Source organism: Sphingobium chungangianum (assembly GCF_977014255.1).
Window position 1 is genome coordinate 578,462 of the sequence record NZ_CDRNIV010000002.1, and the last position, 25,635, is coordinate 604,096.

The 25,635-nt window shown below is 63.0% G+C and carries 24 protein-coding genes; 15 read left to right on the plus strand and 9 right to left on the minus strand.

Features of this window, described 5'->3' with window-relative positions:
• Positions 1 to 11: 11 nt before the first annotated feature.
• From ACWNC0_RS02730 to ACWNC0_RS02765, 8 genes are all read left to right on the plus strand, one after another.
• Complete coding sequence (locus ACWNC0_RS02730) at positions 12 to 917, plus strand: SDR family oxidoreductase (protein ID WP_449469419.1); 906 nt, start codon at positions 12 to 14, stop codon at positions 915 to 917.
• Positions 917 to 1,993 (plus strand): acyl-CoA dehydrogenase family protein, encoded by a 1,077-nt coding sequence (locus ACWNC0_RS02735; RefSeq protein WP_449468737.1) that lies wholly within the window; start codon positions 917 to 919, stop codon positions 1,991 to 1,993. Before ACWNC0_RS02730 ends, ACWNC0_RS02735 begins: the two co-directional genes overlap by 1 nt.
• Positions 1,990 to 2,781, plus strand: a complete 792-nt coding sequence (locus ACWNC0_RS02740) for an SDR family oxidoreductase (RefSeq protein ID WP_449468735.1) — start codon at positions 1,990 to 1,992, stop codon at positions 2,779 to 2,781. The genes ACWNC0_RS02735 and ACWNC0_RS02740 overlap by 4 nt, the downstream gene beginning before the upstream one ends.
• A 3-nt stretch (positions 2,782 to 2,784) precedes the next feature.
• Positions 2,785 to 3,246, plus strand: coding sequence for a MaoC family dehydratase (locus ACWNC0_RS02745; RefSeq protein WP_449468733.1), 462 nt, complete (start codon positions 2,785 to 2,787; stop codon positions 3,244 to 3,246).
• Positions 3,247 to 3,251: 5 nt separating this feature from the next.
• A complete protein-coding gene (locus tag ACWNC0_RS02750; protein WP_449468731.1) occupies positions 3,252 to 3,692 on the plus strand; it encodes a nuclear transport factor 2 family protein in 441 nt (146 codons plus the stop codon).
• Positions 3,693 to 3,749: 57 nt separating this feature from the next.
• Positions 3,750 to 4,952 (plus strand): acetyl-CoA C-acyltransferase, encoded by a 1,203-nt coding sequence (locus tag ACWNC0_RS02755; RefSeq protein WP_449468729.1) that lies wholly within the window; start codon positions 3,750 to 3,752, stop codon positions 4,950 to 4,952.
• A 3-nt stretch (positions 4,953 to 4,955) separates the two neighbouring features.
• Entirely contained in the window at positions 4,956 to 6,128 is a 1,173-nt protein-coding gene (locus ACWNC0_RS02760) for an acyl-CoA dehydrogenase family protein (RefSeq protein WP_449469421.1), read from the plus strand.
• A gap of 77 nt (positions 6,129 to 6,205) precedes the next feature.
• Positions 6,206 to 7,153 carry an alpha/beta hydrolase gene (locus tag ACWNC0_RS02765; protein WP_449469423.1) on the plus strand — a complete coding sequence of 316 codons (948 nt, stop codon included), beginning with the start codon at positions 6,206 to 6,208 and terminating at the stop codon, positions 7,151 to 7,153.
• A gap of 422 nt (positions 7,154 to 7,575) precedes the next feature.
• Here ACWNC0_RS02765 and ACWNC0_RS02770 read toward each other — a convergent pair whose 3' ends face one another.
• On the minus strand, positions 7,576 to 8,058 hold the full coding sequence (locus ACWNC0_RS02770; RefSeq protein ID WP_449469425.1) for a nuclear transport factor 2 family protein: 483 nt from the start codon (positions 8,056 to 8,058) through the stop codon (positions 7,576 to 7,578).
• Complete coding sequence (locus ACWNC0_RS02775; RefSeq protein WP_449469427.1) at positions 8,037 to 9,128, minus strand: DUF1214 domain-containing protein; 1,092 nt, start codon at positions 9,126 to 9,128, stop codon at positions 8,037 to 8,039. The genes ACWNC0_RS02770 and ACWNC0_RS02775 overlap by 22 nt, the downstream gene beginning before the upstream one ends.
• 100 nt (positions 9,129 to 9,228) lie before the next feature.
• On the opposite strand from ACWNC0_RS02775, the gene ACWNC0_RS02780 reads away from it, so the two are divergent.
• Complete coding sequence (locus ACWNC0_RS02780; protein ID WP_449469428.1) at positions 9,229 to 9,630, plus strand: VOC family protein; 402 nt, start codon at positions 9,229 to 9,231, stop codon at positions 9,628 to 9,630.
• Positions 9,631 to 9,873: 243 nt separating this feature from the next.
• Here the strand turns inward: ACWNC0_RS02780 and ACWNC0_RS02785 are convergent, their stop codons facing one another.
• Positions 9,874 to 10,947, minus strand: coding sequence for an alcohol dehydrogenase catalytic domain-containing protein (locus tag ACWNC0_RS02785; protein WP_449469429.1), 1,074 nt, complete (start codon positions 10,945 to 10,947; stop codon positions 9,874 to 9,876).
• Positions 10,944 to 11,459: a nuclear transport factor 2 family protein gene (locus ACWNC0_RS02790; protein WP_449469431.1), complete on the minus strand. Its 516-nt coding sequence runs from the start codon at positions 11,457 to 11,459 to the stop codon at positions 10,944 to 10,946. The genes ACWNC0_RS02785 and ACWNC0_RS02790 overlap by 4 nt, the downstream gene beginning before the upstream one ends.
• A gap of 399 nt (positions 11,460 to 11,858) precedes the next feature.
• Here ACWNC0_RS02790 and ACWNC0_RS02795 point away from each other — a divergent pair, with 399 nt between their 5' ends.
• From ACWNC0_RS02795 to ACWNC0_RS02810, 4 genes are read left to right on the plus strand one after another with little or no spacing between them, the layout of a single operon-like run.
• Complete coding sequence (locus ACWNC0_RS02795; protein WP_449469433.1) at positions 11,859 to 13,037, plus strand: HlyD family secretion protein; 1,179 nt, start codon at positions 11,859 to 11,861, stop codon at positions 13,035 to 13,037.
• Positions 13,034 to 14,581: an MDR family MFS transporter gene (locus ACWNC0_RS02800; RefSeq protein WP_449469434.1), complete on the plus strand. Its 1,548-nt coding sequence runs from the start codon at positions 13,034 to 13,036 to the stop codon at positions 14,579 to 14,581. The genes ACWNC0_RS02795 and ACWNC0_RS02800 overlap by 4 nt, the downstream gene beginning before the upstream one ends.
• Positions 14,582 to 14,589: 8 nt before the next feature.
• On the plus strand, positions 14,590 to 16,005 hold the full coding sequence (locus ACWNC0_RS02805) for an efflux transporter outer membrane subunit (RefSeq protein ID WP_449469436.1): 1,416 nt from the start codon (positions 14,590 to 14,592) through the stop codon (positions 16,003 to 16,005).
• 41 nt (positions 16,006 to 16,046) lie between these two features.
• Positions 16,047 to 16,838 carry an SDR family NAD(P)-dependent oxidoreductase gene (locus ACWNC0_RS02810; RefSeq protein WP_449469438.1) on the plus strand — a complete coding sequence of 264 codons (792 nt, stop codon included), beginning with the start codon at positions 16,047 to 16,049 and terminating at the stop codon, positions 16,836 to 16,838.
• Between the two features lie 398 nt (positions 16,839 to 17,236).
• Here the strand turns inward: ACWNC0_RS02810 and ACWNC0_RS02815 are convergent, their stop codons facing one another.
• The 5 genes from ACWNC0_RS02815 to ACWNC0_RS02835 all read right to left on the minus strand — a co-directional run bounded on the left by ACWNC0_RS02815 (position 17,237) and on the right by ACWNC0_RS02835 (position 23,574).
• Complete coding sequence (locus ACWNC0_RS02815) at positions 17,237 to 19,615, minus strand: TonB-dependent receptor (protein ID WP_449469439.1); 2,379 nt, start codon at positions 19,613 to 19,615, stop codon at positions 17,237 to 17,239.
• Between the two features lie 230 nt (positions 19,616 to 19,845).
• The gene (locus ACWNC0_RS02820; protein WP_449469441.1) at positions 19,846 to 20,463 is read right to left on the minus strand and encodes an EthD domain-containing protein; all 618 of its coding nucleotides are present in this window, start codon (positions 20,461 to 20,463) and stop codon (positions 19,846 to 19,848) included.
• Positions 20,460 to 21,422, minus strand: coding sequence for a methylmalonyl Co-A mutase-associated GTPase MeaB (gene meaB / locus ACWNC0_RS02825; RefSeq protein ID WP_449469443.1), 963 nt, complete (start codon positions 21,420 to 21,422; stop codon positions 20,460 to 20,462). Before meaB ends, ACWNC0_RS02820 begins: the two co-directional genes overlap by 4 nt.
• A complete protein-coding gene (locus tag ACWNC0_RS02830; protein ID WP_449469445.1) occupies positions 21,422 to 21,847 on the minus strand; it encodes a cobalamin B12-binding domain-containing protein in 426 nt (141 codons plus the stop codon). Before ACWNC0_RS02830 ends, meaB begins: the two co-directional genes overlap by 1 nt.
• Before the next feature lie 5 nt (positions 21,848 to 21,852).
• Positions 21,853 to 23,574, minus strand: a complete 1,722-nt coding sequence (locus ACWNC0_RS02835; protein WP_449469447.1) for a methylmalonyl-CoA mutase family protein — start codon at positions 23,572 to 23,574, stop codon at positions 21,853 to 21,855.
• Between the two features lie 125 nt (positions 23,575 to 23,699).
• Here ACWNC0_RS02835 and ACWNC0_RS02840 point away from each other — a divergent pair, with 125 nt between their 5' ends.
• Both ACWNC0_RS02840 and ACWNC0_RS02845 read left to right on the plus strand, forming a co-directional pair.
• Positions 23,700 to 24,569, plus strand: a complete 870-nt coding sequence (locus ACWNC0_RS02840) for a helix-turn-helix domain-containing protein (RefSeq protein ID WP_449469449.1) — start codon at positions 23,700 to 23,702, stop codon at positions 24,567 to 24,569.
• A gap of 170 nt (positions 24,570 to 24,739) precedes the next feature.
• Positions 24,740 to 25,597, plus strand: coding sequence for a helix-turn-helix transcriptional regulator (locus ACWNC0_RS02845; RefSeq protein ID WP_449469451.1), 858 nt, complete (start codon positions 24,740 to 24,742; stop codon positions 25,595 to 25,597).
• The last annotated feature ends 38 nt before the right edge of the window (positions 25,598 to 25,635 follow it).

Sequence of the window (25,635 nt, forward strand, 5' to 3'; positions counted from 1 at the left end):
GAGTAAGGCAAGTGGGTATCTGCGAAGGACGTGTTGCGATCGTGACCGGGGCGGGCAATGGGCTGGGCAAGGCCTATGCGCTGGGTCTCGCGGCGCAAGGCTGCAAGGTCGTGGTCAACGACCTTGGCGTTGGCACCCATGGCGAGGCGGGCGAGACCAAGGGCGCGGCCGAGCAGGTGGTCGATGAGATCAAGGCGATGGGCGGGCAGGCCGTCGCCAACACCGACGATGTCGCTGAATGGGACTCAGGCAAGCGCATGGTCGAACAGGCGCTCGACAGCTTTGGGGCGCTTCATGCCGTAGTCAACAATGCAGGCTTCGTGCGCGACCGCATGTTCTTCACCTGTAGCCCGGAAGAATGGGACGCGGTGATCCGCGTCCATCTGCGCGGCCATTTCTGCACCTCGCGCCACGCCGCTGAATATTGGCGCGCGCAAAGCAAGGCCGGCAACCCGGTCGATGCGCGCATCATCAACACGACGTCGGGTGCGGGCCTGCAAGGGTCGGTCGGCCAGTCGGCCTATTCGACCGCCAAGGGCGGCATCGCCACGCTCACCCTCGTGCAGGCCGCCGAGCTTGGCCGCCTGGGCATCACCGCCAATGCGCTCGCGCCCAATGCCCGCACCCGCATGACCAATACCGGCGCGTTCGACATGGAGGCGAAAGAAGGCGAGTTCGACCTGTTCGCGCCGGAAAACATGGCGCCGCTGGTCGCCTATCTGGTGTCGGAACAGTCGAAGGGCGTGACGGGCCAGGTGTTTGAATTGAAGGGCGGACAGGTCTTCCTCTCGCAAGGCTGGACCGACAGCCCCGCCTTCGACAAGGGTGCGCGGATTGACGCCAGCGAGATGGACGCGATCGTGCGGGGGCTTCTCCAAACCCGCGAGCCTGCAAAGCCCGTTTACGGAGCCGCCTGATGGACTTCGCGCTCAGCGACGACCAGCGCGCGATCCAGGAAGCGGCGCGTGACTTCCTGACCGACGCCGCCAACCCGGATGTCATCCGCGCCGCCGTCGAAGGGACGAGCGGCTTTGACGAGAGCCTGTGGTCGAGCCTTGGCGAGATGGGCTTTACCGGGCTGATGATCCCGGAAAGCCTGGGTGGCCTGGGCCTGGGCGCGGTCGAAATGGCGCTGGTCCTCGAAGAAACCGGCCGGGTCCTCGCGCCCGTGCCCTTCTTCGAAACCGCCGTGCTCGCCGTGCAAGCCATCCTGGCGGCAGGCAGCGAGAAACAGAAGGCAGCGCTGCTCCCCCGCCTCGCGTCGGGCACGCGCGCGAGTTTCGCCGGGACCGCAAGCCGCCCGACCTTGTCAAACGGCAAGCTCAGCGGCACCGCGCAGTTCGTGACCTTCGGCCATGTCGCACAGCTGATCGTGGTGGCCACCGCTGACGACAGCCTCGTCGTCCTCGAAGCCGACACCCCCGGCCTTGTCATCGAGGCGCTGCCCGCGCTCGACCGCACCCGCCGCTTTGCGACGCTGACCTTCGCTTGCGAAGTGACCGACAGCATGATCCTCGGCGCGCCCGGCAGCGCCAAGGCCGCGATCGAGCGTACCCTCACCATCGGCGCTGGCCTGCTCACCGCCGAACAGACCGGCGGGATGCAATACAGCCTCGACGCCACGGTCGACTATGCCAAGCAGCGCGTCCAGTTCGGCCGCCTCATCGGCTCGTTCCAGGCGTATAAACATATGCTCGCCGACATGATGTTGCTGGTCGAAGCCTCGCGCTCGGCCGCCTATTATGCCGCCGCCGCGATCGATGAAAATGGCGAGGAACTAGCCGAGGCGGCGCACGCCGCGCGCGCCTATGTGTCCGACGCCTATTGCTCGGTCACAGGCGACGCCATCCAGCTTCATGGCGGCATCGGCTTCACCTGGGAACATCACGCCCATCTCTATTTCAAGCGCGCCAGAGCTTGCGCCAGCTGGCTCGGAACCCCCGACCAGCATCGCGAAGCCCTCGCCCAGATCATCATGAAGGACGCCGCATGACCCCGACTTCTCCTGTGCCCCCCTATCCCACCCCGCTGGGCATGCTCAAGGGCAAGACCGTGGTGGTGACCGCCGCGGCCGGCACCGGCATCGGCTTTGCCGCCGCCAAGCGCGCCGCCGAGGAAGGGGCAAAGCTCCTCATCAGCGACTTCCATGAACGCCGCCTCAATGAAGCGGCCGACCGGATCGCCGACGAGGCGAAGGTCGAGCGTCCCGCCACCTTCGTGTGCGACGTCACCAGCGAGGAGGCCGTGCAGGCCCTGCGCGACGCATCGCTCTCGGCGCTCGACAAAGTCGATGTCCTCATCAACAATGCGGGCCTTGGCGGCGAGGCCGACATCGTCGATATGACCGACGAACAGTGGGCGCGCGTGTTCGACGTCACCCTGACCTCGCTGTTCCGCATGACCCGCGCGTTCCTGCCCAGCATGTACGCGAACAAGTCGGGCGTCATGGTCAACAACGCCTCGGTGCTGGGCTGGCGCGCGCAAAAGGGCCAGGCTCATTATGCCGCCGCCAAGGCAGGGGTCATGGCCTTCACCCGCTGCGCCGCAATCGAGGCGGCCGAACATGGCGTGCGCATCAATGCGGTCTCGCCCAGCCTTGCCATGCACCCGTTCCTCGCCAAGGTGACCACCCAGGAAGCTTTGGACAAGCTGGTCGAGAAGGAAGCGTTCAAGCGCCCCGCCGAGGTCTGGGAAATCGCCAATGTGATGATGTTCCTCGCCTCTGACCTCTCCTCCTACATGACCGGCGAGATCGTCGCGGTCTCGAGCCAGCGGGCTTAAGCGATGGCGACCATCTTCGAAAGCCCGCGCGACCTGCTCGGCAAGGAAGGCGCCAAGCTCGACACCGCCGACTGGCTCACCATCGACCAGTCGCGGATCGACGCCTTTGCCGAGTGCACCGGCGACCATCAGTGGATCCATGTCGATCCGGTGCGCGCCAAGGACGGTCCGTTCGGCGCGACCATCGCGCATGGTTACTTGACCCTCTCCCTCGTCAACCTGTTCATGCCCCAGATCATCGAGGTCCGGCGGTTTTCGGCAGGGGTCAATGTCGGCATGGACAGGACCCGCTTCCTCAATCCGGTGGTCGTTGGCTCGCGCATCCGGGGCACCGGCGAAATCGTCTCGGTCGAGGAAGTGAAGGGCGGCGCCATCCAGGCGGTGATCCGCGTCACCGTCGAGATCGAAGGTCAGGACAAGCCCGCCTGCGTGGTCGACACCATCAACCGCTATTTTCCGGAATAACGGCCTTGGCCCGCGCCATCCTCGCCCTCACATTGAGCCTTCTCGCCGCTACCCCAGCTGGAGCCAAAACCATGCCCGATCCCGTCAAGATGGAATCCGCCGTCCACGCCTATGTCGCCGCGTTCGAAGCGGGCAGCGCCGACCAGGTCGCCGCCCTCTATGCGCAGGATGCAACCGTTGAAGACCCGATCGGCTCGCCCATCCACAAGGGCCGCGAGGCGATTCGCGCCTTTTACGCTGAATCGATGAAGACCGGCGCGAAATTGAAGCTCGAAGGCCCGGTGCGCGTGGCAGGCGACTATGCCGTCTTCCCCTTCTCGGTGAACCTCAACTATGATGGCGGCCACAAGCGCATCGACGTCATCGACACCTTCCGCTTCAACGAGGCGAACGAGGTCGTCGAAATGCGCGCCTTCTGGGGCCCCACCAACATGCACGGCTTCTAAGCCGCCCACCTTCTCCCGGCGGGCGCGAAACATAGAAATAGACAAGGACATTTACCCATGCGTGAAGCAGCCATCATCTCGACCGCCCGCACTGGCGTCGGCAAAGCCTATCGCGGCGCGTTCAACGACACCGAAGCGCCGTTCATGTCCTCCCATGTGGTCGACGCCGCCATCGCCCGCGCTGGCATCGATCCCGCCCGCGTCGATGACGTGTATCTGGGCGTCGCCAACCAGTGGAACACGCAAAGCTACAATGTCGGCCGTTTGACCGTCCATGGCTCGGTCCTCCCCGACACCACCAGCGGTTTTTCGATGGACCGCAAATGCTCGTCCGGCCTCAACGCGCTGGCGTTCGCCGCACGCGGCATCATCGCCAACGAGATTGACTGCGCCGTCTCGGGCGGCGTGGAAAATGTCTCGCTCACCATCGACAAGCATTATCCCGCCTTCCGCAACCGCTCCGAGTTCATCAAGGCGCGCGATCCCAACGCCTATATGGTGATGATCGAGACCGCCGAGATCGTCGCCGAGCGTTACGGCATCTCCCGCGAGGATCAGGACCGCTTTGCCGCCCAGTCGCAGCAGCGCGCCGCCGCCGCCCAGGCAGCGGGCAAGTTCGATGACGAGATCGTGCCGATCACGGTCACCAAGGCCCTCTTTGACAAGGAAGGCAATGAGACCGGCAAGGAAGAGCTGACCCTGACCAAGGACGAGGGCATCCGCGCGGGCACCACCTACGAAAAGCTTTCTGAATTGAAGCCCGTGTTCAAGAACGGCTCGGTCATCAAGGAAGGCAAGCATGTGACCGCGGGCAATGCCAGCCAGCTGTCCGACGGCGCCTCGGCCCAGGTCGTCATGGACCTGGCCACCGCGCAGAAGGAGGGCCTGCCCATCCTCGGCATCTATCGGGGTTTTCAGGTCGCAGGCTGCGGCGCGGATGAAATGGGCATTGGTCCTGTGTTCGCCATCCCCAAGCTGCTCGAGCGCGCAGGCCTCAAGATGGACGACATCGGCCTGTGGGAACTCAACGAAGCCTTCGCCAACCAGGCGATCTACTGCCAGCGCACCTTGGGCATCGATCCGGACAAGCTCAACGTCAATGGCGGCGGCATCGCCATCGGCCACCCCTTCGCCATGACCGGCTCGCGTCTCGCGGGCCATGCCCTCATCGAAGGCAAGCGCCGCGGCGTCAAATATGTGGTCGTTTCCATGTGCGTCGCTGGCGGCATGGGCGCTGCCGGTCTGTTCGAGGTCGCCTGATCCATGCAGCTCGCCTTCGCCCCTGAATTGAAAGCCTTCCGCGAGGAGGCCGCGAGCTGGCTCAATGAACAGCTCGCCGGTCCCTTCAAGGCCATTTGTGGCCAGACCAACCAGGTCGACAATGTCGAGGAACGCCGCGCCTGGGAAGCCGCCCTGGGCGAAGCGCGCTGGAGCGTCATTGGCTGGCCTGAGCAATGGGGCGGGCGGGGTGCCTCGATCGCCCAGCAGATCATCTTCGCCGAGGAATATGCCAGAGCCAAGGGACCGCCGCGCGCCGGGCACCTGGGGGTCGAGCTGCTCGGGCCGACGCTGATCGCCATGGGCAGCGAAGAGCAGAAGGCCCGGTTCCTCCCCGACATCGCCACCGGCAAGGCGATCTGGTGCCAGGGCTATTCTGAACCCGGCGCGGGATCGGACCTGGCCAACGTCAAGACCAAGGCCCGGCTCGAAGGGGACAAGTACATCATCGACGGGCAGAAGATCTGGACCTCGATGGGCACGATCGCCGACTGGTGCTTCGTGGTTGCCCGCACGCAGCCCAGCAGCGTCGGCAACAAGGGCCTCTCGTTCCTCATGGTCCCGATGGACCAGCCCGGGGTCACCCCCCGCCCGATCCGCCAGATGACCGGCGAGGCCGAGTTCGCCGAAGTGTTCTTCGACGGAGCCAAAGCCCTCGCCATCGACCGCATTGGCGAAGAAGGCGAAGGCTGGAAGGTCGCCATGGCCCTGCTCGGGTTCGAACGCGGCGTCTCCACGCTGGCCCAGCAGATGCAGTTCAAGAACGAACTCGACGACATCATCGCCATCGCCAAGGCCAACGGCAAGGCGAGCGACCCGCTCATCCGCCAGAAGATCGCCACCGCCCATGCCGGGCTCAAGATCATGCGCTATAACGCCCTGCGCATGCTATCGGGCGGCGAAGCCAACCCCGAACTCACAGGCGCCGCCTATACCTACAAACTCTACTGGTCCCGCTGGCACGTGGCGCTCGGCGACCTCGCCATGGCGGTCATGGGACAACAAGGCGAAATAGGCATCAACGACGAACGCATGGGCTCGCTCACAACCATGCACCTCATGTCTCGATCCGACACCATCTACGCCGGTACAGACCAGATACAACGCAACATCATCGCTGAACGCGGACTGGGACTGCCACGCGAACCTAGAGGGTGAGAAATATTCAGTGCGTCGCTCTGGCGGCGCTCTCGAATTAAAGAAGAAGATGCACAATTGAAACGAGGAGAATAGGGATGCCGCTAGACCCGCAACTTGAGGCCATGTTCGCCAATCAGCCGGAATGGCCGCCGATCCGGACCATTCCGGTTTCTGCATTGCGGGAGGCGGTGCGGTCGAGTTCGATCCAGCTTCCGCCCCCTGCTGTATCCCTTGCTTCGGTTTCCGATCGGACCATTGCGGGGCCGAACGGTGAGATACCGGTGCGCATCTATACGCCCGAGGGCGCGGGACCTTTCCCAGTCACTGCCTATTTCCATGGCGGCGGGTTCGTGGTGGGCGATCTCGACACGCAGGACATGATCGCGCGCGGGCTGGCGGCGGGCGCGGAGACCATCGTGGTGTCCGTCGACTATCGCCTTGCGCCCGAGCATAAGTTCCCGGCGGCCTTCGAGGATTGCTGGGCTGCGACGCAGTGGGTCGCGGCTAATGCGGCCGAACTGGGAGGCGATCCGGCCCTGATCGCCGTTGCTGGCGATAGCGCGGGCGGTGTGCTGGCGAGCGCCTGTGCCCTTCTCGCACGAGATGCGGGCGCGCCCCGTATCGCGGCGCAGATCAACTGGTATGGCCCCGGCATTCATCCGATCCCGGAAGAGGGGTCCGCGCTTGAATTTGCGAACGGCCCGGTGCTGCGCCTGGAAGATGCGCATTATTTCTGGGAACTGCACATCAAGGACGAACGCGATTACGACGATTTCCGCGCCAGTCCGATGAAGGCGACGAGCCATCAGGGCCTGGCGCCCGCCTTTATCGCCAGCGCCGAATGCGACCCTATCCGCGACGCAGTGGAAGCCTATGCCCCGGTGCTGGAAAAGGCCGGGGTGGAAGTTCAAGTGAAGCGCTATCCCGGCATGGTGCATGGGTTCGTGTCATGGATCGGTTTCCTGCCGGGCGCGCAGGAGGCGATGGCGGATGCCTGCGCCTTTGCGAAAAAGCAGTTTGCGGCTGCCCGTCAGACCGCTTGACCGCATAAGCCGAAGGGCGGCCCTAGAAAAGCTGGAGCCGCCCTTCGCTAGAGCATTTTCGAAGCAGATGGCATCATCTGCTGGCTCGGAAAATGCGGAAAAAAAAGACAAATAGAGCATGATCCGATCCAATCTGATCGGATCATGCTGGAGCCGGAAGCATCGTATTAAAGCCCCTTTTCCGTCACCCCGGGCTTGACCCGGGGTCCCGCTGCTTGGACAGCGTCAGATAAAGCGGGACCCCGGATCAAGTCCGGGGTGACGATCCCTTGAGCATGATCAAACTCTAGAGCGCGCTGCGTTTAATCGGACGCAGATCGCGCGCTCTAGTTTTTTGTTATCGCATCGTTTTAAGCGCAAAACCGGTTCCCACTTTTGCGCACGATGCTCTCAACATCCACGGCGGGACGTTACCCCCGCCGTTATCGTCCGCCGATCAGCGCACGCGCTTCGGCCGATCCGTCCAGCAGCTGATTGATGCGCCGGGCCACCTTCCATTCCGTGCCGACCCGCACGAGGTGCCACATATTGGCGGAGGCGCGGTGGGCTTCCCATATGTCGTCCGCCTTGCGGAAGACGACGGAATAGGTCCGGGCGGTTGCCCTGTCGCCGTCCAGATCGATGACCGGCGGGCTGAGGACATGGGCGGCGCCGCCATGGATCAAGCTCTGGTGGCTTTCACCCTCCAGCAAAGCCTGGATTGCGGCACGGCCCGTGTGGCTGCCGAACCCGCCGACTTCGTAGACGCCATCCTCGGCCCACAGAGCGGCGGCACCGGCGCAATCGCCCGCGTCTGCCAGCGGGCCATAGCTTGCGATCAGGTCGCGTATCGCCTCCCGGTCTTCAAGGATGGCGATACGCGCGGCGAGATCGGCCGAGGCGGTCAGAGCTTTACGACCTTGCATTGCGGCACCGGATGCTCGTCAGCCTCTATCCAGCGCCAGAGGCCGGTGCCCTGGCGATGGCCGGACAGGTCGATCCAGTTGCCGTAGCCCGGGTCCTTGTCCGCGCAGACAAGGATGACGCTGCCATCATCCTCATATTTGGCCTGCGCGCCGTTGACCCACACCTTGCGGTTCACATGGTCCATGGATTCCATCCACCAATTGTCGATCTGGAAGTTCCAGAAGCGGCAGCGGGGCGGCTTGGCTGTGATGACCAGCGCTTCATCAGGCGCAAGGTCGTAATAGATGTGACCGTACCAGATTTTCGGGTCGCCCCCGGCGCGCTGGTAAAAAGGCTGTTCCTTGCCATCATAGATGCGGTTGGGCTGTTCCATGAACCATTGCGACCAGTCCGCGAAGGTGTTCGCTGTTCCGCGCACCCATGCGGCAGCGCCGTTCAACTGCGCCTCGATCGTTTCGGGCGCCAATATGACGGGGACGGCAGGCCCCTCGCTGATCCGTTCGATATGCACATCGGCAGCGACTTCAGCACGCTTGTCATTGAAGGTCTGACGGATGATCAGCAGCGTCGTGTCGTCCGCCATCGGCAGCCAGTTGCCGGGCTTTTGCGTCTTGCTGACGATGATCTCGAAGCTGCCATCCGGCCCGACCTGCATGTCGGCAAGTTCGATCTCCCCCGTGGAGGCCATCGTGCCGTCGATCGCGTAACGGTTTGCCTTCGACCCGATCGAAAAATAGGGCACGCTGTTCCGCTTGCCGGTGATGCGATAGTCGCGATCACCCCGGACGACGATTTGCTGATAGAGATTGTCCGGATTATCGGCTCCAATCTTGATCGCGTCATCGGTCAGCAGGAAAATGCGCGGAAAATCCGGATCGCTGGAATCGACCAGCATGTTGAGCGCCGACCGCGTGAGCCGGGAAAGATAACGCAATCCCTCCGCCTGGTCGATCGCGGTGCCGGGCGCGCTGGGGCGGTCCAGGACCTCGCCCGCTTGTGCCAGCTGGTCGCAGAAAGTCCGCCAGACGGCCGACAACCGCAATTCTCCACCTTCCTGTCCGGTCACCATACTCTCCTATATGCGTATTAGATGGATTGGTTTACGCCATTTTCAGGCGCTGATATGGAGATTGTCTCACATAAATGCGTAACATGAAAGGGGTTGAGGAATGACGGCATTAGCCTTCAGTTTCACCAAGATCATCGTTAAGGATCTTGCCGCTGCCGAACGCTTCTACACTCAGCTGTTCGGCCTTGAGGTGGTGGGGTATATCAATCTTGGCGAAGGCGAAGCGTTGATGAACGAGGTGATCCTCAAGACTGCTGGCGCTCAGCCACCCGCCCCCAACTTCATTCTGGTCAGCTATCCCAACCGGAATTGCCCCGCCACCGGAGAGGCGACGACGGGGTTCGTGGTGGATGATCTTGACGCGACCCTGGCGGTTGCGACCGCCGCCGGTGCGACGATCGAACTCGGTGCGACCGACGTACCCGAACATGGTTTGCAGATGGCCTATATCCTCGACCCCCAAGGCCACAGGGTTGAGTTGCTACAGATGCTGAACGCGTAGAGCGCGCTGCGTTTAATCTGCATCACTCAACCCGTTCGGGCTGTCCTAACGAGTCACTTGCCTCGTTCGAATGTCGAAGCCCTTCCCTTTTCTAAATAGAAGTAGAGCCCTTCGACAAGCTCAGGGCGAACGGGGTTATGAAGTGGTGCCGAAATAAAGTACGAAGCTCTGGGATGTGTGGTTTGAGTGATCGTCACCCCGGGTCGAGCCCGGGGTGACGGAAGGGAGTAGGATGCCCCTCAATCACATTTCGTGGTCGATGACGGCGCGGGTTACTTCCCCTGCCTTCAGCGCGGCGATGGCATCGTTGATCTGATCGAGCGGCCAGATGCCGCTGATCTGGTCGGCGATGTTCAACCGGCCGTCGCGCGCCTGCGCGATGAGTTCGGGATAATCGCGGTTGGGCAGCGCGCCGCCGTTCATGGTTGCGATCACCTCGCCCCCCATGACGAAGCTGCCGAGCGGCAGCGCCGCTTCCGCGCCGGGGCGTGACATGCCGATCAGCACCACCCGGCCCCCGCGCTTCGTGCAGCGCAAGGCGGTGTTGATCGCGCCGACCGCGCCGCTGCATTCCACCACCACATCGATAGGGCCATATTCACTAGCCAAGGCGGCGGCGGCCGTTTCGCTGTCCTGTGTGGGGTCTGCCAGTACAAAGTCGGTCGCGCCAAATTGCCGCGCCGTCGCTTCCTTGGCGGGATTGGCGTCGACAGCGATTACATGGGCGCCGTTCCGGGCGGCGCCCTGGATAGCGTTGACGCCGATGCCGCCGACACCAAAAACGGCCACGGTGTCCCCGGCGCGCACGCGGCCCAGAACACGGGCGGCGCAGACACCGGTCGATACCGCGCACCCGATCAGCGCGCCTTGATCCAACGGAAGATCATCGATGGCGAAGAGCTGCGACGCCTTCACCACGATTTCGCTGGCGAAGGAGGAGACGTTGGCAAAGGAAGCCACGGGCTTTCCATCCAGCGTGAAGGGGAAGCCCGGCGCAAAGCCCCAATTAATGTCGCAATTATGCGGCTCGCCACGCTGGCACTCACGGCACTCCCCACAAGGCGTTTGCGTACCCACGCAGACATGGTCGCCTATGGCCCAGCCTTCGACGCCCGGCCCCAGCTCCGCAATCTCGCCAGCCGCTTCATGGCCCAGGACGACCGGCAAGTTAGGCAGATGCGGGGTCAGCATCGCGATGTCGCTATGACAGATGCCCGACCGCAGCACGCGGACGCGCACCTCGCCCGGACCGACAGGGCGAAGCGTCAACTGGTCGCTGACGAATAGCGACTGTCCATCCCAGACCGCGGCCCTCATGCGCTCAACCCCGCCAGCAGGGGATAACGGAAGGAGGGATCATCCCGATCCGCGCGGCCATTGGGTGCGTCCTTGCTCATGCGTTCAAAAGCCTCTTCATCAACGGGCATGATCGATCCATGATCGAACACCAGACTGCGATATGTGAATTTCCATTCGCCATCCCGCCGTTCATATCGATCGAGATAGCGGCCAAGGGCGATGAACAGCTTTGCGCCCGGCCCGTGGGTCCGGTGCCATGCCTCCACATAATGTTCACCTTCGGCATGGTCGCCATCGATCACGAACAGGCTGTTCGTAATATTGTGGCGAGTGAGGTCCCAATGCGCGGTGATTTCGGGCAGCCAGGCAACGAAGTCGTCGGGACCTCCCTGAAACATTGCCCCGTGATCGTCGATCGCGTCATCATGATACAGCGTTCGCACCAAGGCGAAGTCGCGGCGATCACATCCACGGCAATAGCGCATGACCAGATCATGTAGTGCAATCCGGTCGAGCAATGGCTGCGACATCTATCTCTCCATTACCGGGCGGTTGCCGGCATATTATCGTCAAGTGAGCGGAATAGCCGCCATCCCGACGGTAAGGAAAGCGCAAAAGAGCCCGTCTGCCATTTTCGCGACAGGGCGACTGCTGGGCGTCCAAATCATTTGGCGATGGGGCGTAAATCGCCTATAAACCATCCAACCCCGCCAAAAAAATGGGGAAGAGGATGGAACCTGACAGCTCGGTATTTCTGCTCTGTCCATTTCGATTGCTGTGCCTGGCCAGCGGCCTGTCCGCGCTAGTGGGATTCAGCGTCATCCTTCTGCTGACATAATTTCATTTCCGATTCCACGTCGGAAAAAACTTGCCTTCCGCCTGCGGCAAACTTTAAGTCATCGCTTCGAAGCCTAGACGGTAGGATTTCTATGAGTGAGCCAAAGGGGTCGTTGGCCGATGCGGTCGATGCAGAACCCCTCCCCGACGATGCGATTGGCGAAGGGGCAAGCCGCCCGAAGCGGCGGAGGCTGGGCCTGGTTTTGGGCATTGCGGGCGTGGTTGTTCTTATAGCCGGTGCGTTCTGGTTTGCCCGATACGAGCTGTACGGCAAATATCAGCAAAGCACGCAGGACGCCTATTTGCAGGCCGACAGCGTCACCGTTTCGGCGCGGGTGTCAGGTTACGTCAGTGAAGTGCTGGTCCATGAAAATCAGGATGTGAAGCCCGGCCAGCCATTGTTGCGGATCGAGGCGCCCGATTATCCGGCGCAGGCGGCGCAGGGGCAGGCGCAGATCAACCTGGCGCAGGCGAACGCCGCCAATGCGGAAGCGATGATCGGGGAACAGGAAGCGGCGATCGAGCAGGCGCGCGCGATGCTGGCGGCGGCGCAGACGAAGGCGCGGTACGCAGCGTCCGAAGTGGCGCGATACAGTCCGCTTGCGGCGAGTGGCGCGGAACCCGCTGAAAAGCTGGCGACGCTTCGCACCCAGGCGGCGCAGGCGGCGCAGGATGTGGCGGCGCAGAAAGCATCGACGCAGGGCGCGGAGCGGCGGATCGCCAGCCTGCGCGCCCAGATCGCCCAGGCGAAAGCGCAAGGCCAGAGCGCGCGCGCCCAGCTGGACGCGGCGCAGCGCAACGTCCGGGACATGGTGATACGCGCCAGCGTTGCGGGGCGGGTGGGCGATCTTTCGGCGCGCATCGGCCAGTTCGTGCAGCCCGGCCTGCGCCTGATGTCGGTCGTGCCGGTGGAACAGCTTTATCTGGAAGCGAATTTCAAGGAAACGCAGCTGGGGCTGATGCGTCAGGGGCAACCGGCGGAGATTGATGTGGACGCTTTGCCGGGGGTGACGCTGCATGGCCATGTCGCCAGCCTTGCGCCCGGCACCGGGGCGCAATTTTCGCTGCTGCCGCCGCAAAATGCGACCGGCAACTTCGCCAAGATCGTGCAGCGCGTGCCTGTGCGCATCGCCATAGATGCTGGCCCGTCGATCAAGAAGCTGTTGCTGCCCGGCATGTCGGTGGAGGTTTCGGTCGATACCCGATCGGCCCGCGAAGAAGTGGAACGGCTGAAGAATAGCAAGCAGGTTCGGTCGGAAGCCGCCAAGTGACCGCAGCGCTGCCTGAGACAGCCGAGCGCGCAAGCGTCGCGGACTGGCTCGCGGTGGCGGCTGGCACGCTGGGCGCGATGATGGCGATGCTCGACATTTCCATCGTCAATTCCGCCCTGCCGATCATCCAGGGCGAAATCGGCGCGAGCGGTACGGAAGGAACCTGGATCGCGACGTCGTTCATCGTCGCGGAAATCATCATCATTCCCTTGGCGGGCTGGTTGCAGCGGCTTCTGGGCCTGCGCAATTTCCTCCTGATCGCCACCGTGGGTTTCGTGGGATTTTCGATGATCTGCGGCATGGCGCAGACATTGCCGGTCATGATCGGGGGGCGGATCGGTCAGGGCATTACGGGCGGGGCGCTGATCCCCACGGCGATGACCATCATCGCGACGCGCTTGCCGCGTCATCAGCAAGCTGTGGGTAATTCCCTGTTCGGGGCCACGGCGATCCTGGGGCCTATCATGGGGCCGGTGCTGGGGGGCTGGCTGACCGAGAATATCAGTTGGCATTATGCCTTCTTCCTCAACCTGCCGGTCGGGATCGCTCTGCTGCTTCTGCTGCTGGTCGCGCTTCCCTATGAGCGGCCGCGCTTCGACCTTATCGGCGAGGCGGACTGGCTGGGCGTGTTCGGCCTTATCCTGGGGCTGGGCGGACTTACCGTCGTGCTGGAGGAAGGCGAGCGGGAGCAATGGTTCGAGTCATCGACCATCATATGGCTGACCATCACGGCCGTGGCGGGGTTCGCTATGCTGCTGGCCGGGCAGTTGCTGGCGAAACGGCCGGTGATCCGGTTGCGCTTGCTGTTGGACCGGCAGTTTGGCGCGGTGTTCATCATGGCGATGATGATCGGCATGGTGATTTACGGCACATCCTATGTGATCCCGCAATTCCTCACGCTGATCGCAGGCTATAATGCGCTTCAGTCGGGGCAGATCGTACTGCTGTCGGGCGTACCGATGGTGCTGATGATGCCGTTCATGCCATGGGCGATCCGCACCATACCGATCCATCTTTCGGTCCTGATCGGATTGGTCCTGCTGATCCTCAGCACCTATATCGAAACATCACTGACGTCGGTGTCCACAGGCGCCGATTTCGTCGATTCCCAGTTGATGCGCGGCGTCGGCACCATTTGCGTCATGATGTTCCTGAACCAGGCGGCGATCCGTTCCGTGCCCATGTCTTTGGCTGCGGACGCGTCGGGCCTCTACAACGCCGCGCGCAATCTGGGCGGCTCCTTTGCGCTGGCTGGCATCGCGGTAGTGCAGGACCAGCGGCTGTGGCTTCATGCGCGCAGGATGGAGGAGAATCTGGCGGCCAATGGCCTTGACCTTCAACATTATGTCGATGCGCAGGCGCTCGCGCTGGGCGGCCGCGATGCGGCGTTCCGCATGATCGAACAGGGCATTCAGACGCAGGCGCTTACGATGGCCTTTATCGACCTGTTCTGGATGCTGATCATCGCCATCCTGTGCACCGCCCCGCTCGTCTTTTTCCTCCGCCCGCTGCCACAGCATGCCGCGCCAGTGGCCGCTCATTGAGATTGTCGATGCGTAACCGATCCGCCTTTGCCTTTGCCTTTGCCTTGCTCCTGACCACGGCCTGCACCGCTGGCCCCGACTATGGCGGCCCTGCGGACGTGGCCCCTGCCCCACCGTCGCACTTCGTCCGGGGGGATGCGGGGGCCGGACCAGTGGAAGCGGCCGCGCCATGGTGGACGAGCCTTGGCGATCCGGTTCTGAACCAGCTAATGGACCGGGCACTGGCCGGGAACCCGCGCCTGGACGCGGCAGCGGCGCGCATCCGGCAGGCGCGCGCGGCGCTGCGCCAAAAGAGGGCGGAAGAGCTGCCAACGGTCAACGGCTCAGTCATCTATGCCAAGGCGCGCTTGCCCGGACAGTCGGAGGATGGGAGCGCCACCACGCTCGACCTGTACAATGTCGGTTTCGACGCAAGTTGGGAACTGGATCTTTTCGGCGGCAGCCGCCGCGCCGTCGAGGCGACGCGGGCCGATGTCGCGGCGAGCGAGGCGGGGCTGGACGACGCCCGCGTCAGCCTGTCGGCGGAAGTCGCGCAAAGCTATGTCGAGCTACGCGATCGGCAGCAGCGCCTGTCCCTGGGCATCGAGGCGTTGGCTTTGCAGGATGAGGAGGTCGCCCTCACCCGGCAACGTTTTGAACGGGGGACGATTGCGCGAGGCGAGCTGCTGCAACAGGAGTCCGACCGGGATCGCGCGCGCGCGCAGTTGGCGCCGATGCGGGCCGAGATCGACGCGCTGAAGGACAAGCTGGCGGTGCTGACCGGCGCTGTTCCCGGGACGCTGGACAGCTTGCTCGATCCGTCGGCTGCTCTGCCGCTGCCCCCCGCTGAGGTCGCGGTGAGTGATCCGGCCGCCCTGTTGCAGCGCCGCCCCGATATACGCGCGGCGGAACGCAAGCTGGCCGCCCAGACCGCACGGATCGGCGTGGCGGATGCGGCGCGCTTTCCGCACATCAGCTTCCTGGGGCTTATCGGGCTGGGCGGATCGTCGCCTGAGGATCTGGTCGATCTGGACAAGTTCACGGTGGCGGCGGTGCCGCGGATCAGCTGGTCTTTCCTGGATTTCGGAAAAGCCCGCACGCGGATCGATGCCGCGGAGGCGCAGCGGGATGAGGCAGCGGCGGATTATCGCGCGGCGGTACTGAACGCGTTGCAGGATGCCGAGGGTTCACTGGCGCGGTTCCAGCGGCAGCGGGAGAGCCTGGCCGATCTGGCGCGGGCCGAACGGCAGGCGGCAATGGGAGCGGAGCTGGCGCGGCAGCGGAGTCAGGCCGGGACGATTTCAGGAATAGACTATTTGAAGCAACGGCGTCTGGTCTTGGCGGCTTCGCAGGCGAGAGTTCAGGCGGCGGCGGGGCTGACGGTCAGCTTTATCAATGTGCAGAAGGCGCTGGGGCTTGGGTGGCAGGGGATGAGTAACCGCTGAGGCGAGTTTATTACGGATAGAAATAAAATAGGAGAGGCAGGATGAGCGCGGATTTGGCCATGGGTTGCCGCCGTCTGGTGGACAAGGTCGTCGTCGTTGCGGGCGCGTCCACCGGCATCGGGCGGGGGACCGCTTTGCGGCTGGCGGCGGAGGGCGCGACCCTGATCGTCGCAGCGCCGGGCAGTCAAAAGGACAAAATCGACAGCCTGGTCGATGAGATCGGAGCGATGGGCAGCCGCGCAACCGGATGCGCATTCGATGCGACCGATGACGCGTCGATTGCGGCGCTGATCGATATGGCCGCGAAGACATATGGCGGGATCGACGGGGTGCATGCCAATTTCGCCGACCTGCAAATCCTGTTTTCCGACACCGACGCGCTGACCGTGACCGACGAGGTGATGGAGCGCACATTGGATGTCAATTTGAAGGGCATGATGCGGGTCACGCGCCATGCCCTGCCCAAGCTGCTGGAACGCGGCGGCGGGGCCATGATCTATACCTCATCGGGCGCGGCGATCGCGGGGGAGCCGGTGCGCCCCTGTTATTCGATGGCGAAGGCCGGGATCAATGCGCTGGTGCGCCATGTCGCCAGCGGCTGGGGCAAGCAGGGTATCCGCGCCAATGCCATCATGCCGGGGTTGGTGATCACGCCCGAGCTTCGCGCCACGATGCCGACGGATTTCCAGCAGCAGGTGCTGGAGGAAGGGCGGTCTCCGCGACTTGGGCTGGTGGAGGATATTGCGGCGATGGTCGCGTTGTTGGCGAGCCGGGACGGTGAGTGGATCAGTGGTCAGTGCATCGCGGTGGATGGTGGATCGACGATTAGTTAGGGGGGCGTCTTTTAGAGCGCGCTGCGTTAAATCGGCACCACCTCCCTTTACCGCTCGCCCTGAGCCTGTTGAACCGAAGGTCAGCGAAGCCAACGGCTTCACTTCTTAGAAAGTTGAGGGCTTCGACAAGCTCAGCCCGAACGGGGTTGAGGGATTCAGATAAAAGGCACGCCGCTCTAGTTGTTCATTTGACCCGGTTCGGGCTGAGCAGTGCAAGGCAGTTCTTTAGTAAAGGTGGCTTGCGCACATTGATCCTCCCCATCGTGAGATGGGGAGGGGGACCGTTCGCGAAGCGAAGGGTGGAGGGGAAATCTCACAGGTTGTGCCATTTTTCCCTCCACCAGCCTACGGCTGGTCCCCCTCCCCACGCTTCGCGCGGGGAGGATTTTTAGGTCTGATCAGAAGGCGATCTTGGCATCCACGCCGTAGGAGGTCGGCTTGTTGAACGTCGCGCCTGCGAAGCCCAGGGCGCCGAAGTCGATGCCGTAAACGAGCCGCTTCTGGTTCAGCAGATTGTCGCCCCAGATGCCCACGTCGAGCTTGCCGCCGCCAAGATCGAAGCCTTCGACAGACAGACGCGCCTTTACGTTGGTCTGGCTGGGCGAAACGATCTGTTCGTTGAACGGCGCCGTGTTGTCGAGCGCGTTGAAGTAGATCTTCGTGCGATAGGAATAGTCGCCACGCAGACGCACGAGCGTGTCACCCCCGCCGATCGGGTGCGAATATTCAGCGCCGACATGGACGTTCCACTTTGGCGTGTAGAGCGGCCGTGCTTCGTCAGCAACGTCCACCACCGTGTTGGTGCCCGGATCGCGGAACAGGAAGGTCTTATAGTCATGTTTCACATAACCGACCGAGCCGTCGATCTGGAAGCCACGGAAGGGGGCCGCCGTCAGTTCCGCTTCGAAGCCCGACAGGCGTACCTTGCCCGCGTTGACGATCAGCGAGGTGGCACCGCCGCTGCCCGCGGCGAACTGCTGGACCTGCAGATCGTTATAGTCGGTGATGTAGCCAGCGACGTTCAGGCGCAGGCGGTTATTGAACCATTGCGACTTGAAGCCTGCTTCATAAGACGTCGCCTTTTCAGGATCGAAGCCGTTGATGACACCGGCGCGCGGGTTGATGCCGCCCGAGCGATAGCCGGTCGATACGCGGCCATAGACCATGACATCGTCCATCACCTCATAGCTGACCGACGCCAGCCAAGAGAAGTTGTCGAAGCTCCGACGGCCACGCTGTATCGGATTGATGGCATCATTAAGATAGATGGTCTTGTCGTCGGCGGTGTGACGGCCGCCCAGCGTGACTTCCAGTTTATCGTCGAGCGATGACGGCTTCCAGCTGACCTGACCGAACACAGCCATCGACTGTGACGTGCCGCCGAATGCCTGTACAGGAGCGAGGTTTACGCCAACGGTAGCGAGGCCTGGATTGGCCGCAGCGATTTGATCGGTATCCGTCTGCGAAAATCCAAGGAAGGGTAGACCGGCGATCGGTGTAAGAACCGTCAGCGCCTGCTGGTTATATTCCGACGATTTTTCGTAGAAATAATACATGCCGAGCAGGTAGCTTAAATCACCGACCTTGCCGAGCGCCTGGAATTCCTGGCTGAACTGCCATTGCTTCTGCGGTGCGTTGTTACCCGTATAGGGCACGACATCACCGATCGTGACGTCTGTAGAGCCGAAATTGACCACCGGACCACGCAGGACGCCATTACCCGACAAGTTCAGGATCGTGTCCTGGAAGAACTTCCGGTAGCCGGTGATCGACTTGACCGTAAGCTCAGGAATAGCTTCATAGCTGAGGGTCAACCCATGACCCTGAACGCGCGTCTTGCTGCCATAGCGGAAATTGCCGTTACGGTCGGTGAAGCCCGCCTGCTGAACCGTGCCCTGACGATCGGGGCTGACGAGGAAGGGCGCGCCGCCGAAGCTGGGCGACTGCGAATAATAATCCTGTGCGGTCGGGGTGGCAGCGACGATCTGGAAGAAAGCAGGCGTGCCCTTGCGATTGTCATAATCGAAGCTGTAATTGACCGTCAGGTCGCCCAGATCGGCCTGCAAACCGATCGCGACCGAATCCGCATTCAGTGAGCCGGGGTCCTGCGAGGCCGGGGTGAGCGTGTTGTTCACATAGCCGTCGCCCTGGCGATGCTGATAGGCGATCGACGCCTTGAGCACGTCGCCCAGAATATAGCCGGTGTCCAGACGCGCGCGGGCATACCATTCGTTGAAGCGGCCGTAGCCCGCCTTCGCGGTGACATGCATGTCGTTGGCGGGCTTCTTGGTGATCAGCTGGAGCGCGCCGCCGATGGTGTTGCGGCCGAACAGCGTGCCCTGGGGACCGCGCAGCACTTCGATCCGCTCCAGATCGATAAGGTCGAACACAGCACCGGCGGCACGGGCGAGGTAAACGCCGTCGAGATAGACGCCCACGCCCTGTTCGGACACGGCCGAAGGTTCGTTGTTGCCGATGCCGCGAATGTAGATGGTCGCGGCCGAAAGGCTGGACGGCTGCTGCTCGATCGTGATGTTCGGCGCGAAATTCGGGACATCGGTCGGATCAGAGATATTCTGCCGTTCGATGAAGTCGCCGCTGAGCGCGGTAACGGCGACGGGGACGTTCTGCAGCGTTTCCGCGGAACGGCGCGCAGTTACGACGATGTCACCGAGAGTGGTCGATGGTTCCTGCGCGGCGCTTTGTTCCTGAGCGCTCGCCGAAACCGAAAACGGCACCAAAATTGCGGTAACGCCCGCAAGCAATATGGACTTCATACATCCTCCCAAACACATGCTGCTCTTAGTCAACAGTCCCGGTCTTTATCGTTATCTGCATGCGCCACACGGGAAAAAGCGCCTGTTGACCCCGAACATGGATAAACATGTCCGATGCAGCTCCGTTAGTCGCAATTATCGCTTACATCAAGGATGATTGCGTCAATCTGCGTATTATCTGACGTTTATATCTACGCTGTTGCACATTTGCACACCGGCAATCTTAGCGCCTAACGAGAGGCGGAATGGCCGCCCGGCAACTGCGCAGCCGGAGTTGCGACATGGCGAAGCAGCAGCGCTTGAGTGGAAAGACCGTACGGAATGGCGGCTTGGGCTTGCCATCCCGGCAGCCACAGGACGGCCTTTGCCGGAAAGGCGAGGTCGGTCCAGTTGCTCAAGAAGTCGATCGAAACGCCGGGCATGTCCTTGGCGAATCCCTCCGCCCACGCCAACACCGTTGAGCGCAGGTCGACGCCTTCGGAGGAATTTTGAACGAGCAAGGCGGTTCGGCGGCCGTCGGTCCCGGCGGGGTCTCCGGTGGAAAGGATGACTTCTTCAACCCCAGCCGAGGCGATGAGGGGCCGGTTCATGAAGCGTTCCTCATCAGCGGCCATGATCTTTCCCACTGGTCCGGCCATGAGGGCCGCCGCTGCCTCTATATCGTCGGCCCAGAATTCGCTGATCGTGTCCCAGCCGAATAACTGCGCCCCGGTGACATGGTTGCGGGCGTAGGCAGAGAAGGGGAAATAGCTGATCGCCAGCGGAGCGTGATTTTCCTCATAGTAATGCTGGAAATCTTCGCGAGTGGTGCCCGGCTTGTGGGCCAGAGCGCAGATGGACTTGGTCATGCGGCGGCACTCTTGTCGGGAAGGGCTGTGACAATTTGCTCTGCGGCGGCGTAGGGATCAAGCTGTCGCGTTTCGACCTGATCGAGTATGGCGTCGCCGCACAGGGCCATCGCGCAGGATGCGAGGGCGTCGCGGACGAGCGAGAAGAGCTGTTCGCGGGCGCGCAGGCGGTTGCGGTTGATGAAGTCGCCCTGCGCGTGGAGGAAGTCGCGATGGGTGGCGATGGCGTCGGCTATGGCGTCCGCGCCCTCTCCCTTTGCAGCGACGGCGCGTAGTAGTGGCACTTCCCAGCGTTGATCCGTGACGGTCTGGGCGCGCAGGTGGAGCATCAGTTCCATCTGGCGGTGGGTGGCGTCATAGCCGTCGCGGTCGGCCTTGTTCACGACGAAGATGTCGCCTGCTTCCATGAGGCCCGCCTTTACGGCTTGTATCTCGTCGCCGAGGCCCGGCACCGCGACGATGACGGTGGTGTGGGCGAGGTTGACGACGTCGATTTCGTCCTGCCCTACTCCCACGGTTTCGACCAGGACGATGTCATAGCCCATGGCGTCGAAGACGAGGCACGCATCATGGGTGGAGCGGGACAGGCCGCCTGCCTGCCCCCGCGTGCCGAGGGAGCGGATGAAGACGCCGGGGTCGAGCGCGTGGCGGCTCATGCGGACGCGGTCGCCGAGGATCGCGCCGCCGGTGAAGGGGCTGGACGGATCGATGGCGATGACGGCGACGCGCTGGCCCCGCTTGCGCCATTCGGTGACCAGCGTGTCGGTGAGCGTGGACTTGCCAGCGCCGGGCGGGCCGGTGACGCCGACCAGCTGGGCGCGGCCGGTGTGCGGGTAGATGGCGGCCAGCACTTGCGCGCCGGCCGGGTCGCGATCATCCAGCCAGCGGATGGCACGTGCGCCTGCCGCGACTTCTCCGGCGAGAAGGCGGTCGGCTATGTCAGCCGCGCCCTGCATCATCAGGCGGCATCCTCCGCCAGCCGCTGCGCCCACCAGCTTTCGAGATAGGCGACGATGTCGCGCGTGTCGGAACCCATGGTGAAGATGCGATCGACGCCTGCTTGTTCGAGGATCGGCTTGTCCTCTTCGGGGATGACGCCGCCCGCGACGAGCAGCTTGTCGCCAGCGCCTGCTTCGCGGAGCAGGCGGGCGAGCTTGGGCAGGCTGCGCGTGTGACCGGCGGACAGGGTGGAGATGCCGACGACGTCGACATCCTCCTGAATGGCGGCGGCGCAGACCATCTCCGGGGTTTGCTTGAGGCCGGTGAAGATGACCTCCATGCCCGCTTCGCGCAGGGCGTGGCCGATGACGGTGACGCCGACGGTGTGCGTGTCCATGCCGAGCTTTGCGAGGAGGACGCGCAAGGGGCGCTTGAAGGTGGTCATGCTGGTCAAATCCCCATCAGCTGGCTGTCGGCGCTGTGGACGCCGAAGACGTCGCGCATCGCGTTGCAGATTTCGCCGTGCGTCGCGTAGAGTTTTACCGCTTCGAGGCAGGGCGGGACCATGTTGGCGCCGGTGCGGGCGGCTTCGCGGACTTTCTCGAGGGCTGCGTCGACGGCGGGCTGGTCGCGGCGGGCGCGCAGGTCGCAGACCTTGCGGATTTGCTCTTCCTCCATTGCGTCGTCGAGGCGGAAGATTTCGATTTCGCGCTCCTCATCCTCGCGGGTGAGGTGGTTGACGCCGACCCATTTGCGGCGGCCCTCTTCTACGTCCTTGTTGCGCTCATATTGTTCGCGGCCTAGCGCGCGCTGGATATAGCCGGTCTCGATGGCTTTGAGCGCGCCGCCCATGGCGAAGATCTTGTCCATCTCGGCGAAGGCGGCGTCCTCCATCTGCTTGGTCAGCGTCTCGACATAATAGGAGCCTGCGAGGGGATCGATCGTCTCAGCGACGCCGGTTTCGTGGGCGACGATATGCTGGATCGCGGCGCCTACGCGGATGGCGTTTTCGGCTGGCAGGGCGTGGGCTTCGTCATAGAGGGGGGTGGTCATCGCCTCCCCCGCCCCGCCGAGCGCGCAGGCGGTCGCCATGATGCCGAGGCGGGCGATATTGTTGAGCGGTTGCTGGAGCGTGAGCGCGATGGTGGTGGGCGAGGTCATCATGCGGATTTTCAGCGCCTCTGGCTTGGTCGCACCGTAGCGCTCCTTCATCAGCCGCGCCCAGCATTTGCGGAAGGCGCGCAGCTTGCAGACGCCCTCGAAGAAATCCATGTCCACATTGACGACGAAATGATTGATGTAGGGCGCGACCGTGTCGATATCGAGCCCGCGTTCCAGCACCGCATCGATATGGGCGCAGGCGATGGCGAGCGAATAGGCAATCTCCTGCACCGGGTTCGCCTTAGCGGGCTGAAGCTGGGCGGAGATGATCGAGATCGGCGCCCAGTTGGCGTGGTTGCGGATGATATATTCGATGCAGTCGGTGGCGATCCGCAATCCATGCTCAGGCGGGTATATGTAGCGGCCGACGCAGGTATATTCGATCAGGATGCCATTGACGATGTGCAGCACGAAGTCCTGCGGATCGACGCCCTTTTTCTCCAGCGCGGCGATGATCATGGCGAGGTTGACCGGCTGCGGCGCGTTGCAGACGCTCATCAGATATTTGAGCTTGTCGAAGGGGAGGTCGAAGGCTTTTTCAAGGTCTTCGAGGCTGTCGAGCGCCATCCCTGCGCGGCCGACTTCGCCCTCCACTACGGGATCGTCGCTGTCATAGCCGTTGGTGGTGGCGAGGTCATATTCTAGGATGAGGCCGGAGAGGCCCTGATCCAGCATGTAGCGCGCGCGCTTGGCCCAATCCTCGCCTTTGCCGAAGCCGGTGACCTGGGTCATGGTCCAGAAGTCGGAGCGATGACCGTTGGGGCGGGTCGAGCGGGTGTAGGGATATTCGCCGGGGAAGCCGAGGTCGGCGCTATAGTCGAAGCCTACCGCGTCGAGGTCGGCGGGCGTGTAGAGCGGCTTGATCGGCCATTTTAGCGCCTGCGTGAGGAAGGGGTCGCGGCGTTCCGGTCGCCCTTCGATGGCGGGGCCGCGCGTTTCCTGTTGCCAGCGGGCTTCTTCCTGCGCGATCGCATTGGTGGCGGGGACGATGGGTCCGGTCGGGCGATTCATGACGGCACTCTCCTTGGCTTTATTGCTATCCGGTGCGGGAGAGCGGGCTCAAGAAGCGTCGGGAGAATGCCGCATGATTTTCGCATGATCTCGTAATATCTCACGCTTTGTGATAAGTGACGGTGATGGATGCCATATCGATCCGGCAGGCACGGCAGAGCGCCGACATCGTGCGGCGGTCGCTTGCGCTTGATGGCGCGGTTGTTGAAATATGCGCTTTCCCTGAAGTCCGGGAAGAGACGGTGCAGATGATCGAGCCGCAGTCGGTTTTGATGCTGGGCCTTTCGCGGCTGCTGACTGGGTCGGAGGGGCGGAAGGCGGGTGATCCCCGCCGTCCGTTCGCGCGCATGGGGGCGCTGGCGCTGCGTCCGGCTGGGGTGCCGATGGAGTTTCATGTCGCGAAGGGCGCGTTCGATACGATCCGCATTCGCTTCGATGACCGGCGGATAACGCCAGCGCTGGCGGGGATCAGTTTTGACGATGCGACGCTGAGCGCCTGTTTCGACATGCATGCGCCGCCCATTGAGGAGGCGATGCTGCGGCTGGCGGCGGAGGTCGAGCATCCCGGAAGTGACAGCGCGGATATTGGAGAGGCTCTGGTGTCGCTGATCCTGCTGGATTTGCGGCGGTTCCTGGCGCAGGCGACGGAGCGCGCGGGGCGGCGGCGGGGCGGGCTTTCCGCGCGGGCGTTGCGGGTGGCGCTGGCGATGATCGATGCGCCCGGCCCTGCCCCGTCGATCGATGCGATGGCGGAGCGGTGCGGGATCAGCCGGGATCATTTCATCCGCTGCTTTCACCAGACGACGGGGATTAGTCCGGGTGCGGCGATCCGGCGGCGGCGTATTGATCGGGCTAAGGCGATGCTGACGGAGGATAAGGGGTCGATTGAGGAGGTTGCGCGGGCGCTGGGCTATGCGGGGGCGCCGTCTTTTTGCGCTGCCTTCAGGCGCGAGACTGGGCGGCCGCCTGGTGCTTGGCGGGCGTTGATGCGGTAGGTTCGAGAATAGAAATCCGTTCGGGCTGTTGTCGAAGCCCCTTCACTTCCCCTCTGACGTGAAGCCTATGAAGAAGTAGAGCCCTTCGAAAAGCTCAGGGCGAACGGAGGAGAAGTGGTCTTGAACGGATGGTTCAAACCGAGAAAGAGACGTTCTAAGGACCAAGATCAATGAGCGAGATCGACTTCACCGCCACGATCATCGAATCTTGCCCGGTGTCGGGCGGGCGGTTCGAATTGGTGGAATGGCATTGGCCCGACATCGTCAGCTTTGAGCGAACCGAGCAGCAATTGATGCTGGAAATGTCGCTCCCCCCGATGGCCGCCGATGCTTCAGCCTATTTCCCGGACATTGATCCCGAGCGTCGCTGCTTCATGGGGGCGCTGTTCGTCCGTCATCCGGGCGTCGCGATCGGCGGGCGATCGGAAGGCAGGCAGATCCGCGTGATCCGGTGCGTTTTCGATGAGCCGCATGGCGCGGTGATTATCGGCTCAGGCGAACCTTCGCTACCATTCCTGCAAGGGCTGCTGAATATCCGCAACGATGCGCTGCGCAGCCTGATGCGGCTTGCCCATCGGGAATTGATCAATCCGCTGGATCGATCAGCCGAGGCGATGGAGGCGTTTTTCCAGTTGGTGCGAGTGGAGCTGGGCCGGGTGTTCCAACAGGCCGCGAGTGCTGCGACAGCGAGCCGCCTTGCCCCATGGCAGTTCCGCCGTATTCGCGAGCGGATTGAGGCGGGTGCGCCCATGCCCGGCGTTGCCGAACTTGCGGCGCTGTGCGGGATCAGTACCCGGCATTTGCATCGGCAGTTTCTGGCGCTGACCGGGAAGACCATTTCGGACTATATTGAAACCTATCGTATCGAGCAGTCGAAGCTGCTGCTGGCGCGTGGTGATGTGCCGATGAAGCAGGTGGCGGAGCAAGCCGGATTTTCGCACGGGAATAGCTTTGCGCGGGCGTTTCGGCGGGCGACGGGATTGTCGCCGCGCGAATATCGGCAGCGGTCGGCGGCTTTGATGGATTGAGGGGCGCGGAGGGCTGATGCGCAGCCCTCCGCGCCCTT